Origin of the sequence: Streptomyces sp. 1114.5 (genome assembly GCF_003635085.1) — a bacterium.
Classification (GTDB): domain Bacteria; phylum Actinomycetota; class Actinomycetes; order Streptomycetales; family Streptomycetaceae; genus Kitasatospora.
Window position 1 is genome coordinate 1,557,018 of the sequence record NZ_RBXE01000001.1, and the last position, 16,640, is coordinate 1,573,657.

Here is a 16,640-nt window from a genome sequence, read left to right on the forward strand (position 1 = left end):
GAGTGGGCTTCACGGGGAGGTCGTGGCAGTCCGATGATGGGTCATTCGCACGCGGTGAGCGGGGCGATGCTGTACGCGGCGTCGGCCCCCTTCCTGCCCCCGCTGCTGCTGCACACCACGCTGCAGCCGGCGGACATCCTGATGGGCACGGTGCTGTGCGCGGGCGCGGCGCTGCTGCCGGACCTCGACCACCACGACGGCTCGATCGCCAACTTCCTGGGCCCGGTCTCCAAGCTGCTCTGCCGCTTCGTGGCCTGGGCCTCCGGAGGCCACCGGCACGCCACCCACTCGCTGCTGTTCGTCGCCCTGATGGGCGGCGGCACCTGGGCGGGCGTCACCTTCCTGGGCCGCAACTTCACGCTGGCGCTGACCTTCGTCCTGCTGGCACTCGCCATCCGCGCGCTGCGGCTCTGCCCGCCGAGCAACGGACCGGAGGCGTGGATCACCGTCATGGGCCTGGCCGCGCTCGGCACCTTCGGGATGAACACCTGGATGCCCAACGCGCCGGGCTGGCTGCCGTACGCGGTGGGGCTGGGCACGCTGGCGCACCTGCTGGGCGACTGCCTGACGAAGAAGGGCGCGCCGCTGCTCTGGCCGCACAAGGAGCGCTACGAGATCGTGCTGATCAAGCGCAGCGGCAACAGCGTGGAGACCAAGGTGCTGGTGCCGATCATGTCGGTGGCGACCTTCGTGCTGCTCTGGTTCACCGCACTGTCGCCGATCACCAACTGACCTTCACCGTCCGACCTTCACCGTCCGACGACCGCGGCGCGGGGCCTCAGGTCTCGCGCCGCAGTCGTGCGCCCACCCAGCGGGCGCGCCGGCCGAGGATGTGCGGGATGCCGAGCTGTCGCCGTTCCGCGCGCTGCCGGGGGTCGAGGCCGTCGAAGCCGAGGTCGTCCGCCCGGTCGGGGCGGTGGACGGAGCGCTGCGGGCTGTTCCGGCGTCGGCCGCGCGGGGCGACGCCGCGATCGGGCATCCAACTCATACCGGTATGGATGCCCCTGGGCCGGTGGGAGTAACCGCCCGGTCTCCCCGAACTTGGCCTATGCGTTTGTCATATGAACGCAACATCAAGGGAGTTGGGTCCGCGGACCCGTCGTTCCGTTCCGCCGCCGGCCCGCCCCGCGTCACTCCTTGTGAAGGCCGACCCAGTCCAGCAGCTCGGCCGTGAACTCCTCCGGCGCCTCCTCGTGCGGGAAGTGCCCGACCTCCGGCATCAGCCGCCAGCGGTACGGCGCCGCCACGTACTCGCCGCCGCCGAGCGCGGTGCGCGACAGCAGCACCGGGTCCGCCGCGCCCTGGACGTGCAGGGTCGGCGCGGTGATCGGCTTCTTCATCCGCCGGGCGAACTGGATGCCGTCCGGCCGGGCCAGCGACCGCAGCAGCCAGCGGTAAGGCTCGATCGAGCAGTGCGCCGTGCTGGGGATCTGGATCGCCTGCCGGTACGCGTGCACCGCGGCCTCGTCCAGGCCGTTCGGGCCGGTCCAGGAGGTCAGGTAGCGGCCGACCAGTTCGGCGTCGTCGGCCACCAGACGGCGTTCCGGTATCCACGGGCGCTGGAAGCCCAGCACGTGCTCGAAGGCGGCGAACTGGTGCCGGTCGGTCAGCAGCGCCCGGCGCAGGTCCCGCGGGTGCGCGGCGGAGACCACCGTCAGGCTCTGGATCACGGACGGGCGCATCACCGCCGCCACCCAGGCCAGGGTGCCGCCCGAGGCGTGCCCGACCAGGTGCGCCCGGCGCTCCCCGAGCGAGCGGATCACCCCGGTGATGTCCAGCGCGAGGTTGCCCGGGTCGTAGCCGCGCGGGGTGCGGTCGCTGCCGCCGATGCCCCGCAGGTCCAGTGCCACCGCCCGGTATCCGGCCTCGGCGAGCGCGGTCAGCTGGTGGCGCCAGGCCCACCAGTACTCCGGCCAGCCGTGCACCAGCAGCACCAGCGGACCCGAGCCCAGCTCCGCGATGTGGAAGCGGGCGCCGTTGGCCGCCAGGTCGCGGTGCGTCCACGGGCCGGCCTGCCGGATGCTCCACGGCTCCGCGGCCGCAGCGGCCCCCGTGGCCGCCGCGTCGGGCGCTTCGGCGTCGGGGCCGGAGGCGGGGCCGGAAACGGCGGACGGCTGCGCGGGCACGGGCTTCTGGTCAAGCGGCATACCGAGAGCGTGTCACATCCGTGCGCCGGACACGTGCCCGGCACTCACTGTCGGCGGGTCCGGGCGCTCGCCCGGCCCGGGCCGCCGGCCGGTTACGGGATGCGGCCCAGGGCCCGGTCGATCTCCTCCTTGGTGGCCGGGCGGGGCCGGGCGTTCTTCAGCACGTCGGCGGTCTTCTGGGCGCCCTCGATGGTGCGGACGGGCTTCTCGATCTTCTTGAACGAGCGGAACGCCAGCAGCCCGAGCAGCACCGCGAGCACCAGGTAGGCACCGGCCACGATCAGGAAGGACCAGCCCAGCGACAGGCCCAGCGCGTGGATGCCGAAGGCCGCCGCGGCGCTCAGCATCGGGATGGAGAAGAGCGCCACCACACCGGCGACCGCCAGCGAGACACCGCCGGACACGCCGCGCTTGACGTCCGCCCGGATCTCGGCCTTGGCGAGCGCGATCTCGTCGTGGACCAGCGCGGACAGGTCGGCGGTGGCCGCCGCGAACAGCTGCCCCACCGAACGCTCGCCCTCGTAGGGCGCCCGGCCGTTGCTGGACGGGTCTGCGGCTCCTGCGGGCATCAGCGGTTCTCCTCTGCGGCTGTGCGGCGTGACGCCGCCGCGGTGTGCGGTTCCGGGGCCGGTGGGGGGTCCGGAGGCGTCAGTGGATTGTCGACAGCTCAGAATCATGCCCCTACCGGTCAGTCGGACACCACTCCGGGGCCCCGCCGGAGGGACGTGTCCCGGCCACGGACGGCCTCCGGAGGCTCCCGGAAGGGGGTCGGGGGTCGCCCGGGGCCGGGGAGCCCTCCTCGGGGTCCTGGCGCGCGGCCGTCTCCGGGCACGAAGCCGGCTCTTGGCGCGGGTCCGGCCGGAGGGGCCGTCAGCGTCCCGGCCCGGTACGGCCGCGGCCGCCGGGGCTCCCGGCGTCCCCGACCTCCCCGGCGGCCCCGTCGGGCAGCGGTCGCGCGGCGCCGGAGACCCGGGCCCGCCAGGCCGGGTCGTCCTGCTGGTAGACGTCGGGGATCCCGTCCCCGTCCAGGTCCCGGTCCTCCTCCTCGCACAGCGCGCGGTAGTGCCGGTTGCGCAGCTTCAGCAGCACGGTGGCGATCGTCGCGCAGAGCAGTGAGCCGACCAGGACGGCGGTCTTGGCGCGTTCGGCGAGTGCCGGGTCGTCCGGGAAGGCCAGCTCGCTGATCAGCAGCGAGACGGTGAAGCCGATGCCCGCGAGCACCGAGACGGCCACCAGGTCGGCCCACTTGAGCCGAGGGTTCAGCTCGGCCCTGGTGAACCGGGCGGTCAGCCAGGTACCGCCGAATATGCCCACGGACTTGCCGACGAGCAGGCCGACCACGATGCCGATCGGGGTGGCCTGGGTGAACACCTCGCGCAGCGCGGGGCCGGAGACGGCCACCCCGGCCGAGAACAGCGCGAAGACCGGGACGGCCAGTCCGGCCGAGAGCGGACGGGCCAGGTGCTCGATGTGCTCGCCGGGGGAGTGCTGCTCGTCGCCCTCCCGGTGGCAGCGCAGCATCAGGCCCATAGCGACGCCGGCCACCGTGGCGTGGATGCCGCTCTCGTGCATCAGTGCCCAGGTCACCACGGCCAGCGGCACGAACAGGTACCAGCCGTGCACCCCGCGCCGGTGCAGGAACCAGAACAGCACCAGCCCGGCGAAGGCCAGCCCGAGCGCCCAGAACTTGATGCCGGAGCTGTAGAAGACCGCGATGATCAGGATCGCGATCAGGTCGTCGACGACGGCCAGGGTCAGCAGGAAGGCGCGCAGCGCGGAGGGCAGGTGGCTGCCGACCACGGCGAGCACGCCGAGTGCGAAGGCGATGTCGGTGGCGGTCGGGATCGCCCAGCCGCCGGGGTGCCCGCCGCTGCCGGAGTTCACCAGGGCGAACAGGATCGCGGGCAGCGCGACGCCGCAGACGGCGGCGACGACGGGCAGCAGAGCGGCGCTCGGTGTGCGCAGCTCGCCGGCCACGAACTCGCGCTTGAGCTCGATCCCGGCGACGAAGAAGAAGATCGTCAGCAGCCCGTCCTTGGCCCAGGAGGCGAGGGACAGGTCGAGGTGCAGCGGGGCGGAGGGGCCGACGGTGTAGTCGAGCATGCTCTGGTAGGCGTGCGGCCAGACGTTGGCCCAGATCAGCGCGATCACGGCGGCGGCCAGCAGCAGGACGCCGCCGACCGTCTCGGTGCGCAGGGCGTCGGTGATGAAGGTCCGCTCGGGCAGTGACAGCCGGCCGAGGAACTGCCGGCGGCGGGTCGTCGGCTCCTGGACGGGCGGCTGGTCGGTCACGAGGGACCTCCTCGGGGGGCTGAGAGCGGCAACGGATGCACGGGTGGTGCAGTTGCCGACCAGACTTCCCGGCGCGCCCTGTGACGCCCGGATTCCTGCGGGAGGATCTTGATGCGTCCTTTGCAGTCTACCGGGACGTTCAGATGGCATCCGGATCGTCCTGTTAAAGGACTTAAGCCCTGCGGGCCGGTTCTGCACTCCGGAGGAGCAGCCGCCCGCCCCCCGAACGGCCTGCCGCCCGCTTCTTCGCCCTCTTCGCCCCTGCGCGCCCGGTCCGCCCTCGCGGGCCGCGCACGGCCCCGTCCGCCGGTGCCGGAAAGCGCGACGGCCGTGCCCCGGACGGTGGTCACCGCCCGGGGCACGGCCGCCGGTTCAGCCTGCTCAGCCGTTGCTGGCGGTGGGCGGCAGCTGGGCCTGGATCTGGCTCATCACGGAGCTGTCGGCCAGGGTGGTGGTGTCCCCCACCTCGCGGCCCTCGGCGATGTCGCGCAGCAGTCGGCGCATGATCTTGCCGGAGCGGGTCTTCGGCAGCTCGCCGACCACCTTGATCTGCTTCGGCTTGGCGATCGGGCCGAGCGTGCGGCCGACGTGCGCCCGCAGCTCCTCGACCAGCTCGGGGCTCTCGGTGGCGCCGCCGCGCAGGATCACGAAGGCGACGATGGCCTGCCCGGTGGTGGCGTCGGTGGCGCCGACCACCGCGGACTCGGCCACGGACGGGTGGCCGACCAGGGCCGACTCGACCTCGGTGGTGGAGATGTTGTGGCCCGAGACGAGCATGACGTCGTCCACCCGGCCGAGCAGCCAGATGTCGCCGTCCTCGTCCTTCTTGGCGCCGTCACCGGCGAAGTAGCGGCCCGCAAAGCGCGACCAGTAGGTGTCGATGTAGCGCTGGTCGTCGCCCCAGATGGTGCGGAGCATGGACGGCCACGGCTCGGTGAGCACCAGGTAGCCGCCGGAGCCGTTCGGGACCTCGTTGGCCTCGTCGTCGACCACGGTGGCTGCGATGCCCGGCAGGGCGCGCTGGGCCGAGCCCGGCTTGGTCTCGGTGACGCCCGGCAGCGGGCTGATCATGATGGCGCCGGTCTCGGTCTGCCACCAGGTGTCCACGATCGGTGCCTTGCCGGCCCCGATGTGCTCGCGGTACCAGACCCATGCCTCCGGGTTGATCGGCTCGCCCACGCTGCCCAGCACTCGCAGCGAGGACAGGTCGAACTTCGCGGGGATGTCGTCGCCCCACTTCATGAAGGTGCGGATCGCGGTCGGCGCGGTGTAGAGGATGGTCACGCCGTACTTCTGGACGATCTCCCAGAACCGGCCCTGGTGCGGGGTGTCCGGGGTGCCCTCGTAGATGACCTGGGTGGCGCCGTTGGAGAGCGGGCCGTAGACGATGTACGAGTGGCCGGTGACCCAGCCGATGTCGGCGGTGCACCAGTAGACGTCGGTCTCCGGCTTGAGGTCGAAGACGGCGTGGTGGGTGTAGCTGGCCTGGGTGAGGTAGCCCCCCGAGGTGTGCAGGATGCCCTTGGGCTTACCGGTGGTGCCCGAGGTGTAGAGGATGAACAGCGGGTGCTCGGCCTCGTGCGCCTCGGGGGTGTGCTGGGTGGACTGGCGCGCGGTGATCTCGTGCCACCAGACGTCGCGGCCCTCGGTCCAGGCGATCTCCTGCTCGGTGCGGCGGATCACCAGGACGTGCTCGACGCCGTCGACCTTGGTGAGCGCCTCGTCGATGGCCGGCTTGAGCGCGGAGGCCTTGCCGCGGCGGTAGCCGCCGTCGGCGGTGATGACCAGCTTGGCCTGGGCGTCCTGGATGCGGGAGGCGACAGCGTCGGCGGAGAAGCCGCCGAAGACCACCGAGTGGGTGGCGCCGATCCGGGCACAGGCGAGGATCGCGACGACCGCCTCGGCGATCATCGGCAGGTAGACCGCCACCCGGTCGCCCTTGCGGACTCCGAGCTCCAGCAGCGCGTTGGCGGCCTGCGAGACCTCGTCCTTGAGCTGGGCGTAGGTGATCGAGCGGCTGTCGCCGGGCTCGCCCTCGAAGTGGATGGCGACGCGGTCGCCGAGGCCGGCCTCGACGTGGCGGTCGACGCAGTTGTACGCCACGTTGAGCTTGCCGTCGGCGAACCACTTGGCGAAGGGCGGGTTGGACCAGTCGAGCGTCTCGGTCGGCTCGACGGCCCAGCTGAGTCGGCGGGCCTGCTCGGCCCAGAAGCCCAGGCGGTCCTCGGAGGCCTGCGCGTACGCGGCCGCGGTGACGTTGGCGGCTGCGGCGAGCTCTGCCGGCGGGGCGAAGCGACGCTCCTCCCTCAGCAGGTTGGCCAGGCTCTCGTTGCTCAACGCGCACTCCTCATCGAGTCATGATCTCGGGTGGTCGCGTGCGTGGCGACCGTCCCGTGTGTCCCAGCGCACAAGCTCACCAGGCGAACGGGCCACTTGACAAGAGGCGCCGGAGAATTGGTGTAGACCTTTGACCGATGGTCGTACGGTTGCGTACGGTCCGCCGCGCGGAGGCGGAGGACCGTACGGTGGCAGGTGGGCCCGTGCCCCGGCCCGCCCGGCGGGGACACGGGCCCGGCTCTCACGCGGCCAGGAGCGGGTCCTCCTTGCCGTCGCCGGCCGGAACCCGGCCGTCCTTTCTCACCCGTTCGGCCGATACGCCGGTCCCAGCGCCGACCGATGCGCCGACCGATGCGCCGACCGCCGGGGCGGCCGATGCGCCGTCAGGTCGGGCCTCCACCGGACTGAACGTCCCGGTGGCGCGGTCCAGGACGTAGGCCTGGGCGGTGGCGAAGTCGAAGTACATCCCGACCAGCCGCAGAGTGCCCTCCTCGACCCTGCGCTCCACTGCCGGGTTCGCCATCAGCTGGTCCAACTGCTGGAGCACGTTGGTGATGCAGAGCTGCTCCACCGGATCCACCGCCGGCCGGTCGGCGAACTCGGCGGGCACCCGCCGGAGCCGGTCCAGCGAGCCGCGGCCGTTGCGCAGCCAGCGGGCCAGCGGGGTGGGTGGCCCGGGGCGCTCGTGCACGCCGTCCAGCAGGGCCTTCATCGCGCCGCAGCCGGAGTGCCCGCACACCGTGATCGAGCGAACCTCCAGCACCTCGACCGCGTACTGCACGGCGGCGGCCACCGAGTCGTCGGCGGCGCCGGGTTCGAAGGGGGCCGGCACCAGGTTGCCCACGTTTCGGACGGTGAAGAGGTCGCCCGGACCGCTGCTGGTGATCATGCTGGTCACCATCCGCGAGTCCGCGCAGGTCAGGAAGAGCTGCGAGGGCGTCTGCCCCTCCCGTGCCAGCCGGGCGAGTTCGGGCCTGATCAGCGGCGCGGTGTGCAGCTGGAACCCGCGGACGCCGTCCAGCAGCCGGTCGTGCGGGTCCTCCTGCTGGTCGATGCAGTGGTGGCCGACCCAGGGCGTCCAGGCCCGGCAGCGGTGGGGGCCCGGCGAACTGCCCGCGCGCACCGTGCCGTCGGGGTCGAGCACCTCGTCGTCCTGGCGCCTGGTCACCATCGAGACCCGGCCGCCCGCGTCCTGGTGGCTCGCCCGCCAGGTGTGCAGCGTCTCGTACGCGGCGTGGTCCAGGAAGGAGCCGTCGTGGACCACGGTGACCCCGGCCCCCGCCGGGATGCCGGCCAGCGCCCGGCTGAGCCGGGGCACGGCGGTGAAGGTGAGCGGGCCGTGGGTCCGGACGGTGACCGACCCGTCCGTCCCGGCCTCGACGTCCACATGGGCGCGGGTCAGCCGGTAGAGCGCGAGCAGGACCGCGGTGCCGGCGCCGATCGCGACGCCCCAGAGCACCCCGGCGGCCACCACGGCGACCACGGTGGTCAGGTAGACCGGGAACTCCCGGTGCCGGTGCACGTTGCGGATGTGCGCGAAGCTCACCATCTGCAGCCCGACCACCATCACCAGCGCGGCGAGCGCGGCCAGCGGAATCCGGCGCAGGCCGCCGGTCAGCGCCAGCGCGGCGGCCAGCACCCAGACGCCGTGCAGCACCGAGGACCACCGGGTCTGCGCGCCGGCCTGCACGTTGGCGGTGCTGCGCACGGCGCCGCCGGCGATCGGCAGCCCGCCGACCAGGCCGCTCACCAGGTTGGCGAGGCCCTGGCCGCGCAGCTCGCGGTCGAGGTCGCCGGTGCGCCGCGACATCCGGTCGATGGCGACGGCGGACAGCAGCGATTCCACGCTGGCGACGGCGGTGACGGTGAGGACGGCGGCGATCACGCCGAGCACCGGGCCGTGCGGCAGGGCGGGCACGAACGCGTGCGGCTGCCAGGCGGGCAGTTCGATGTGGGCGAGCTGCAGGCCCAGGGTGAGCGCCAGGGCGGTGGCCAGGGCGACGGCGGCCAGCGGGCCCGGCACCTTGCCCAAGCGGGCGCCCAACTCGCCTGCCCGGCCGGGGAGTCGGCCGAGCCTGGGCCAGCCGAGCAGGACGGCCACGGTCACCGCGCCGATCAGCAGCGCGCTCGGGTGCGGACCGGCCAACTGCCCTGGCAGCGCCAGGAGGTTGGCGATCGCGGAGCTCTGCGGCGAACCGCCCAGCACGACGTGCAGCTGCGCGATGGCGATGGTGAGCCCGACCCCGGCCAGCATGCCGTGCACGATCGCGGGCGAGACGGCGAGCGCCGTCCGGGCCACCCGGCGCACCCCGAGCAGGAGTTGGAGCAGCCCGGCGGCGAGGGTGACGGCGCAGGTGGCCTGCCAGCCGTACTGGGCGATCAGCCCGGCGGTGATGACGGTCAGCGCCGCCGACGGGCCGCTGACCATGAGCATGGTGCCGCCGGACAGTCCGACCACGATGCCGCCCACGGCCGCGGCGGCCAGGCCGGCGGTGAGCGGGGCGCCGGTGGCCAGCGCGATGCCGAGGGAGAACGGCACGGCGATCAGGAACACCACGAGCGAGGCGGAGAGGTCCTGCGCCCAGCGCGTCCGGGCGCCGGGGCCCGGTGGTGCGTGGTCGGTGGTGTCGGAGGCGATGGGTGCACTGGAGATGTCGAGGGTCATTGTCTTCCCGTCTGTCCGGGGGAACGAACGCAGTCAGGTCCGGCGGTGAGTCCGGGGTGGGGCTCCGGGCGGATCGGCTGTCGTGGGTCGCGACGGTGTGGCGGGATGGCGTGGCGCGGCGGGGGAGTGCGGGTGTCACCGGCCTGCGCTGACCATCAGGGGCGGACCCCAAGACTCGGTAAACCGAGGGTAATGAAAGCTTTGCACGGCGTGGTGGCGGGAGGGAAGCGGAAAACCCCCTGATTCACCCCAACGGGTGGTGTTCGAACCGGCGGGAATCTGCTGGTGGCGGTGGTGGAGGCGGTCGAACGGGCCGGTCGTCGCGAGCGGGCCGGGACACGACGAACGGGCCGCGGCCGCCCCGAAGTGTCGGGAAGCCGCGGCCCGTTCGGGCGCGGAGACGGAAGTGGAGGTGGGCGCGGGGCGGAGGTCAGGCGCGGGCGCCCGCCGGGGTCGGCCGCTCGCCGTCCGCCGCGAACTCGCCCAGCACGAAGTCCTCGTCCACCTGGGTCGCCAGGTCGATGCCGACCTTGGCGTTGGCCCAACTCTCGGCGTTGCGGCGGTGGAAGAGCGCGGCCTGCTCGGTGTAGCGCCGCGCGTCCCGTCGCCCGTACGCCGCCCCGGCCTCGGCCCGCAGCTCCTCCAGTACCGCGCGGTTGGCCGGCTCCAGGGCCCTCAGCGGCGGCTCGGCGCCCTGCTCCAGCCGGCGCACCCAGTCCGACTGGCCGAAGGTGGTGAGCAGGTCGTCGCCGACTTCGCGGCGCAGGAAGGCCAGGTCGTCCGGGCCCTGCACCTTGTTGCCGATCACCCGCAGCTGCACGCCGAAGTCGCGGGCGTAGTCCCGGTACTGGCGGTAGACGGAGACGCCCTTGCGGGTCGGCTCGGCCACCAGGAAGGTCAGGTCGAAGCGGGTGAACAGGCCGGAGGCGAAGGAGTCCGAGCCCGCCGTCATGTCGGTGACCAGGTACTCGTCCGGGCCGTCCAGCAGGTGGTTGAGCAGCAGCTCCACCGCGCCGACCTTGGAGTGGTAGCAGGCCACCCCCAGGTCCTCCTCGGCGAACGCGCCGGTCGCCAGCAGCCGGACGGACCCCTCGTCCAGCGCGATCGGGCGGGCACAGGCGGCGTAGACCGGGTTCTCCTCGACGATCCGCAGCAGCCGCGAACCCCGGCCCGGCGGCGTGGTCTTGATCATCTCCTCGGCCGAGCGGATCAGCGGGTTCGCGCCGCGCAGGTACTCCTTGATCTCCGGCAGGTGTTCGCCGAGCGAGGGCAGCTCGGCGGCCTGGGCGTCCGTCAGCCCGAGGGCGGGGCCGAGGTGTTGGTTGATGTCGGCGTCCACGGCGATGACCGGACGACCGACGGCGGCCAGGTGGCGGATGAACAGTGCGGACAGCGTGGTCTTCCCGCTGCCGCCCTTGCCGACGAAGGCGATCTTCATCTGGGGACTCCGGCTCTCGCTCAGGGCCCTGGCTCCGGGCCGCCTGCCCAGGGGCCGCGCGACGGGGCGGACCCTAGTTGGAAATAGTTATCGTCTCCGATAGTGGCCATGCTAGCCGCGGTTTGGGCTTCGCCGGGGGAGGGAAGTGAGGATTGCCTCTAATGGGTGATGCGGGGTTGCTGTTCCGGGAGGGGCGGCCCGTTCATTACTCTCGGGTAGGTGAGCACTGGAACAGATCCCCTCGCCCCGCTGGCCCAGCTCCCCGGGGTGCCCGACGCGGTCGCCGAGGTGCGCAAGGCCGTCGACCGGCTCTACGGCCACCGGGTGATGCGCCGCCGCGCGGCCGAGGTCACCTCCGAGTCCGCGCTGCGCGGTGCCCGCGCCTCCGCGGCCCTGGCCGGGGCCGACTGGCCGTTGGAGGAGGTCCGCCGCCGCACCGACTTCGGCGCGGACGCCGAGGCCCGCACCGTCGGCGCGGGCCTGCGGGTCGCCGCCGAGGCCGGCCAGCTGCTCAGCATCTGGCGGCACTCGCCGCTCCAGGTGCTGGCCCGGCTGCACCTGCTCGCGGTCGGCGACGGGGATCCGGCCGCCGGACGGCCGCGCCGGGCCGGGGAGGGCGCCGAGGAGCTGTTCCCCCTGGAGCTGGCGCCGGTGGAGAGCGTCGAGGTCGACGCCGTGGACGGGCCGCCGCCCGTACTGCCGCCCGCCCCGGGGGCGGAGGAGGTCGCCGCCCGGCTCGACCAGCTCTCCCGGCTGCTGGTGGCGCGCGCGGAGGGCCAGGGCGTGGGCACGCCGGCCCTCGTGGTGGCATCGGTGGTGCACGGCGAACTGCTCGCGCTGCGGCCGTTCGGCGCGTACAACGGGGTGATCGCGCGGGCCGCCCAGCGGATCGTGCTGATCGCCGAGGGGCTCGACCCGAAGGCCATCTGCCCGGCCGAGGTCGGCCTGGCGGAGCTCGGCACCGACACCTACCGCCGGGCCCTCGCGGGCTACCTGGCGGGCACCCCCGAGGGGATGGCGGCCTGGATCGCGCACTGCGGCCGGGCGCTGCGGCTCGGCGTGCGGGAGAGCACGGCGGTCTGCGAGGCGATGCAGCGCGGCATGGCCTGAGCGAACGGGCCGAACATGCGGAAGGGCCCCCGCGAAGGGGCCCTTCATGCAGAGATGCGGCGGCACCTGATACTGCCGGGTGCCGCCGCTGGTACGGATACCGGGTGACCATGCATGCACCGGAAGTGCCGATCAGACGGGGATCCTGCCCGTTCGTCTGGTCCGGCGGCCCGACAGCGGGTCGGCTGCATGTGGGTGCTCGGATATCTGTACGTGCGGTCCGTGGGGCCTGAACTGCGTTGTCGGTTTGACCTCTTCGGTCCTGACCGGGTCTCGCGGGCCGTGCTTCATTTGTATCGCGTTTCGGGCGAAAGGGGAACCCGAAACGAGAAGTCTGTGCCGTTTGCCCGTTTTGTCCAGAACGGGGCCGGTGCAGGGTGGGGCGGGGCCTCAGGCGGTGGGGCGCCGCCGGCGGGCGAGGTACCAGATCACCCCTGCGGTCGCGAGGGCCGTCCCCACCGCCACCGCGGTCAGCACCGAGCCGCTCGGAGCGGAGAACTCGGGCAGCCGCCGCCGGAGTTCCACCGGCTTGTCGAAGACCAGCACCGGCCACTCCCGGGCCTGCGCCTCCTTCCGCAGCGCGCGGTCCGGGTTGACCGCCGACGGGTGGCCGACCGCCTCCAGCAGCGGCAGGTCGGTGGAGGAGTCGCTGTAGGCGTAGGAGGCGGCCAGGTCGTAGCCCTCGACCTCGGCCAACTCCCGGATGGCGGCTGCCTTGTTCTCGGCGTAGGCGTAGTACTCGATCTCGCCGGTGTAGCAACCGTCCTCCACCTTGAGCCGGGTGGCGATCACGTGGTCCGCACCGAGCAGCGCGCCGATCGGCTCGACCACCTCGGAGCCGGAGCTGCTGACGATCACCACGTCCCGGCCGGCCGCGTGGTGCTGCTCGATCAACGAGGCGGCCTCGTCGTAGATGATCGGGTCGATCAGGTTGTGCAGGGTCTCGGCGACGATCTCGCGGACCTGCTGGACGTTCCAGCCGCGGGTGAGCGAGGAGAGGTACTCGCGCATCTTCTCCATCTGGTCGTGGTCCGCGCCGCCGACCAGGAAGACGAACTGGGCGTACGCACTGCGCAGTACGGCCCGACGGTTGATCAGGCCGCCCTGGTAGAACGGGCGGCTGAAGGCCAGTGCGCTCGACTTCGCGATGATGGTCTTGTCGAGGTCGAAGAAGGCCGCCGTGCGCAACCCGCCCGACCGGGGGCGGACCTCCGCGCGGAGCTCTTCGGGCCCGGTGGTGTCGCCCGGGGACTCGTCGGCGTGGTCGTCGGCGTTCTCGGTGGTGTCCACGGGAACCGAGGATAGAGGGAGCCGGAAAACACCCCGCCATTCGGCGTACTCGCGGGCGTGCGGGTTTGTGTTTCTGGCCGCTCGGGTACACCATGGAAGTCACGGATCGTTCGCGACCGTGCTAACCCGGTCCGGCTCCTCCCCCCCGAGTCGGGCTGTGGATAGACGACCCCCGCTCTCCCCCCGGCGGGGGTCGTCGCACGTCCGGGGCCATTTTCAGGGCTTGAAGGCCCATCGCGGCGATCGGCGCGCGAGAACCGCCCGCGGTGTACAGGGGGTGTCGACCGCCCGGCCCGTCCACCCCCTTTCGTCACTCTGCGTTGCCGTTTGCTCAGGGTTGTCGCGGAGCGAACGGCTGGTTCCGATCGGCGGTGCGCGGCCGTTCCACCGGGGTGCGGGACGCGGCCGGAAGGCGGTCGGGCGCCCGTCGGGGGATCGGGCGTACGTGGCGCGGTGGGTCGCCGGTTCATCTCCGCGCCCCCCTTTCGTCAATTCTTTGCCGATTAGCCCCCCGCCCGGGTGAACGTTTTCGTCCACAACCCCCGAGTTATCCACAGGCAATCGGAACGTGGATGACGGAATCGGGATCTCCCCCCACCGTGATGGTCGGCGGCGGTCGCCGGGCATGACCTCATCCCCTTCTTCGGAGGTCTGCCGGGCGGCCGTCCGTCGGAACCGTCCGACGTGCGCCGCCGGCCGCCCTGGTGGCCGGCGGCGCGGAGGGGAGACACCATGTCGACACCGATCGCCGACCACGCCACCGCCGAGGGCGCCGGGGCCTGTGGGCCGCTCGTCGTCACCGAGGACGAGGGGCTGGCGGAGCACCTGCTGCGGCTCTGCGCGGCGGCGGGCACCGAGCCGAGGCTGGTCCGCGGCGCGCCGCCGACGCGGGAGCTCTGGGAGGCGGCCTCGCTGGTCCTGGTCGGGGACGACCGGGCCGCCCACTGCTCCGGCCTGGGCCGACGCGGCGGAGTGCTGCTGCTCGGGCTGGATCTGGACGACCCGGGCGTGTGGGTCAGGGCCGTCCAACTCGGCGCCGAACACGTGCTGTTCCTGCCCGACGCGGAGGCCTGGCTGCTCGACCGGATCGCCGACGCGGCCGAGGGCGACGGCCCCCCGGCGGTCACGGTCGCGGTGCTCGGCGGCCGGGGCGGGGCCGGGGCGTCGACGCTGGCCTGCGCCCTGGCGGTCACGGCCGCGCGGGCGGGCCGGCGGACCATGCTCATCGACGGCGATCCGCTGGGCGGCGGCCTCGACGTCCTGCTCGGCGGGGAGACGGCTCGGGGGCTGCGCTGGCCCGATCTGGCCGGCTCGCGCGGGCGGGTGAGCGGGGCGGAGCTGGCCAGGGCGCTGCCGGCGCTCGGAAGGCTCTCCGCGCTGTCCTGCCTCTCCTGGGACCGCGGCGACACCCTGACGGTGCCGCCGGAGGCCATGCGCAGCGTGCTGGCTGCCTCCAGGCGTCGTGGCGGGCTGGTGGTGGTCGACGTGCCCCGCCACCTGGACGCGGCTGCCGGGCAGGCGCTGGAGCAGTCCGACCTGGCGCTGCTGGTGGTGCCCGCCGAGCTGCGCGCGGTGGCCGCCGCGGACCGGGTCGCGGCAGCAGCCCGGATGAGGCTCGGGGACGTCCGGGCCGTGGTGCGGTCGGTGCGGACCGGCGGGCTCCCGGCCCATCGGATCGCCCGGGGGCTGCGGCTGCCGCTGGTGGGGGAGCTGGAACCGGAACCGGGCCTGGCCCAGGACGTCGAGAAGGGCGTCCCGCCCGGGCTCCGGGAGAGCGGCCCGCTCGCGCGCTTCAGCGCGACCTTCCTGAACGAGGTGCTGCCGCCGGTGCCGGCGGTCGGAGGAGGTGTGTACTGATGGTCCGTCTGCGCAGAACAGTCCTTCGGAGCGGCGAGCCCGGTGCGGGCGGCGGTGCGCGGGAGCACCGGCTGCTCAGGAGCGTGCCGCCGCCGGGAGGCCCGCCGGAGGCCGGGCACGGGCCCTGCCCGTACGGCCGGACGGCCCGCGAACAGCGGTCGGCGGCCCTGGTGGACGCGGTGCGGTTGCGGCTGGCCGAGTCGGGGGCGGCCCCGACGGCGGGCTCGGTCGCGGCGGCGCTGCGGGCCAACCGCCCGCCGCTCGGCGGGGACGAGGTCCTGGACACCGTGCGCTCGTTGCGCGCCGAACTGGTGGGTGCGGGCCCGCTGGACCGGCTGCTGGCGGCGCCCGACGTCACGGACGTCCTGGTGAACGGTCCGGAGGAGGTGTGGGTCGACCGTGGCGGCGGCCTGCACCGGGCCGCCGGAGTCCGGTTCGCCGACGCCGAGGAGGTGCGGCGGCTGGCCCACCGGCTGGCCACCGCGGCCGGGCGGCGGTTGGACGACGCCCGCCCCTGGGTGGACGCCCGACTGCCGGACGGCACCCGGCTGCACGCCGTGCTGCCGCCGATCGCGGCGGGTTGCACGCACATCTCGCTGCGGGTCTGGCGGCCCAAGCCGTTCACGCTCGACGAGTTGGTGGCGGGCGGGGCGCTGCCGCCGGAGGGCGCCGAGCTGCTGGCCGGCATCGTGCGGGCGCGGCTGTCGCTGCTGGTCTCCGGCGGGACGGGCTCGGGCAAGACCACCTTGCTCGCGGCGCTGCTCGGCCTGGTCGGGTCGGACGAACGGATCGTGGTCGCCGAGGACTCCGCGGAGCTGCGGCCGGCCCATCCACACGTGGTGCGGCTGCAGAGCCGCCCGCCCAACCAAGAGGGCCTGGGCGAGTTCACCCTTCGGGACCTCGTCCGCCAGGCGCTGCGGATGCGCCCGGACCGGCTGGTGATCGGGGAGGTCCGCGGGGCCGAAGTGTCGGACCTGCTGGCGGCGTTGAACACCGGGCACGAGGGCGGCTGCGGCACTGTCCACGCCAACACTGCGGCGGACGTGCCGGTCCGGCTGGAGGCCCTGGGGTCGCTCGCGGGGCTCGACCGGCCGGCCCTGCACAGCCAACTGCGGGCCGCGCTCGACGTGGTGGTGCACCTGGTCCGGGATCCGGGCTCGGGGCGGCGCCGGGTGGCGGAGATCCACACGCTGGCCGGGGACCGCGACGGGCTGGCGGTTACCACGCCCTCGGTGGCCTTCCCGCCGAAGGGCGGCCTGGTGCGCGGGGCGGGCTGGGCGCGGCTGGTCGGGCTGTTGGCGGCACGTGGTGTGGCGCTCGGGGCGGGGGCGTCGTGACGACGGTGACGACGGTGGCCGCGATGGCGGCGGTGGCTGCGGCGCCGGCGGCCGGGCCGGTGGGACCGGGGGTGCGGGCGGTGGAGCTCGCCTTCGTCCTGCTGCTCTGCGGCTTTGCCACGGGCGCCGTGGCGCTGCTCGGCACCTGGCGGCGGAAGGGCCGATGA

13 protein-coding genes are annotated in these 16,640 nt (G+C 73.5%); 5 read left to right on the forward strand and 8 right to left on the reverse strand.

Annotated features, from left to right (window positions below; all coding sequences use genetic code 11):
• The first annotated feature begins 33 nt into the window (after window positions 1-33).
• The gene (locus BX285_RS06805) at window positions 34-732 is read left to right on the forward strand and encodes a metal-dependent hydrolase (protein ID WP_179852823.1); all 699 of its coding nucleotides are present in this window, start codon (window positions 34-36) and stop codon (window positions 730-732) included.
• A gap of 46 nt (window positions 733-778) precedes the next feature.
• On the opposite strand, the gene BX285_RS06810 is transcribed toward BX285_RS06805, so the two are convergent.
• The 7 genes from BX285_RS06810 to BX285_RS06840 all read right to left on the reverse strand — a co-directional run bounded on the left by BX285_RS06810 (window position 779) and on the right by BX285_RS06840 (window position 10,879).
• The gene (locus BX285_RS06810; RefSeq protein ID WP_143685766.1) at window positions 779-988 is read right to left on the reverse strand and encodes a hypothetical protein; all 210 of its coding nucleotides are present in this window, start codon (window positions 986-988) and stop codon (window positions 779-781) included.
• 142 nt (window positions 989-1,130) lie between these two features.
• Complete coding sequence (locus BX285_RS06815) at window positions 1,131-2,147, reverse strand: alpha/beta fold hydrolase (RefSeq protein ID WP_121174695.1); 1,017 nt, start codon at window positions 2,145-2,147, stop codon at window positions 1,131-1,133.
• Window positions 2,148-2,239: 92 nt separating this feature from the next.
• Window positions 2,240-2,716: a phage holin family protein gene (locus BX285_RS06820; RefSeq protein ID WP_097237152.1), complete on the reverse strand. Its 477-nt coding sequence runs from the start codon at window positions 2,714-2,716 to the stop codon at window positions 2,240-2,242.
• A gap of 301 nt (window positions 2,717-3,017) precedes the next feature.
• Entirely contained in the window at window positions 3,018-4,439 is a 1,422-nt protein-coding gene (gene nhaA, locus BX285_RS06825) for a Na+/H+ antiporter NhaA (protein ID WP_121174696.1), read from the reverse strand.
• 381 nt (window positions 4,440-4,820) lie between these two features.
• Window positions 4,821-6,776 carry an acetate--CoA ligase gene (acs, locus tag BX285_RS06830; protein WP_121174697.1) on the reverse strand — a complete coding sequence of 652 codons (1,956 nt, stop codon included), beginning with the start codon at window positions 6,774-6,776 and terminating at the stop codon, window positions 4,821-4,823.
• A gap of 241 nt (window positions 6,777-7,017) precedes the next feature.
• Window positions 7,018-9,441 (reverse strand): SulP family inorganic anion transporter, encoded by a 2,424-nt coding sequence (locus tag BX285_RS06835; RefSeq protein WP_121174698.1) that lies wholly within the window; start codon window positions 9,439-9,441, stop codon window positions 7,018-7,020.
• A 430-nt stretch (window positions 9,442-9,871) separates the two neighbouring features.
• Window positions 9,872-10,879 (reverse strand): ATP-binding protein, encoded by a 1,008-nt coding sequence (locus BX285_RS06840; RefSeq protein ID WP_121174699.1) that lies wholly within the window; start codon window positions 10,877-10,879, stop codon window positions 9,872-9,874.
• A 219-nt stretch (window positions 10,880-11,098) separates the two neighbouring features.
• Between BX285_RS06840 and BX285_RS06845 the strand changes: the two genes are divergently transcribed.
• Window positions 11,099-11,989: an oxidoreductase gene (locus BX285_RS06845; protein WP_121174700.1), complete on the forward strand. Its 891-nt coding sequence runs from the start codon at window positions 11,099-11,101 to the stop codon at window positions 11,987-11,989.
• A 390-nt stretch (window positions 11,990-12,379) separates the two neighbouring features.
• On the opposite strand, the gene BX285_RS06850 is transcribed toward BX285_RS06845, so the two are convergent.
• Window positions 12,380-13,177 carry an HAD family phosphatase gene (locus tag BX285_RS06850; protein ID WP_097240133.1) on the reverse strand — a complete coding sequence of 266 codons (798 nt, stop codon included), beginning with the start codon at window positions 13,175-13,177 and terminating at the stop codon, window positions 12,380-12,382.
• A gap of 834 nt (window positions 13,178-14,011) precedes the next feature.
• On the opposite strand from BX285_RS06850, the gene ssd reads away from it, so the two are divergent.
• The 3 genes from ssd to BX285_RS37160 are packed head-to-tail and all read left to right on the forward strand — an operon-like array spanning window position 14,012 to window position 16,640.
• Window positions 14,012-15,136 carry a septum site-determining protein Ssd gene (ssd, locus tag BX285_RS06855; RefSeq protein ID WP_097237158.1) on the forward strand — a complete coding sequence of 375 codons (1,125 nt, stop codon included), beginning with the start codon at window positions 14,012-14,014 and terminating at the stop codon, window positions 15,134-15,136.
• On the forward strand, window positions 15,136-16,473 hold the full coding sequence (locus BX285_RS06860; protein ID WP_097237159.1) for a TadA family conjugal transfer-associated ATPase: 1,338 nt from the start codon (window positions 15,136-15,138) through the stop codon (window positions 16,471-16,473). The genes ssd and BX285_RS06860 overlap by 1 nt, the downstream gene beginning before the upstream one ends.
• Window positions 16,470-16,640 carry a hypothetical protein gene (locus BX285_RS37160; protein ID WP_183107016.1) on the forward strand — a complete coding sequence of 57 codons (171 nt, stop codon included), beginning with the start codon at window positions 16,470-16,472 and terminating at the stop codon, window positions 16,638-16,640. Before BX285_RS06860 ends, BX285_RS37160 begins: the two co-directional genes overlap by 4 nt.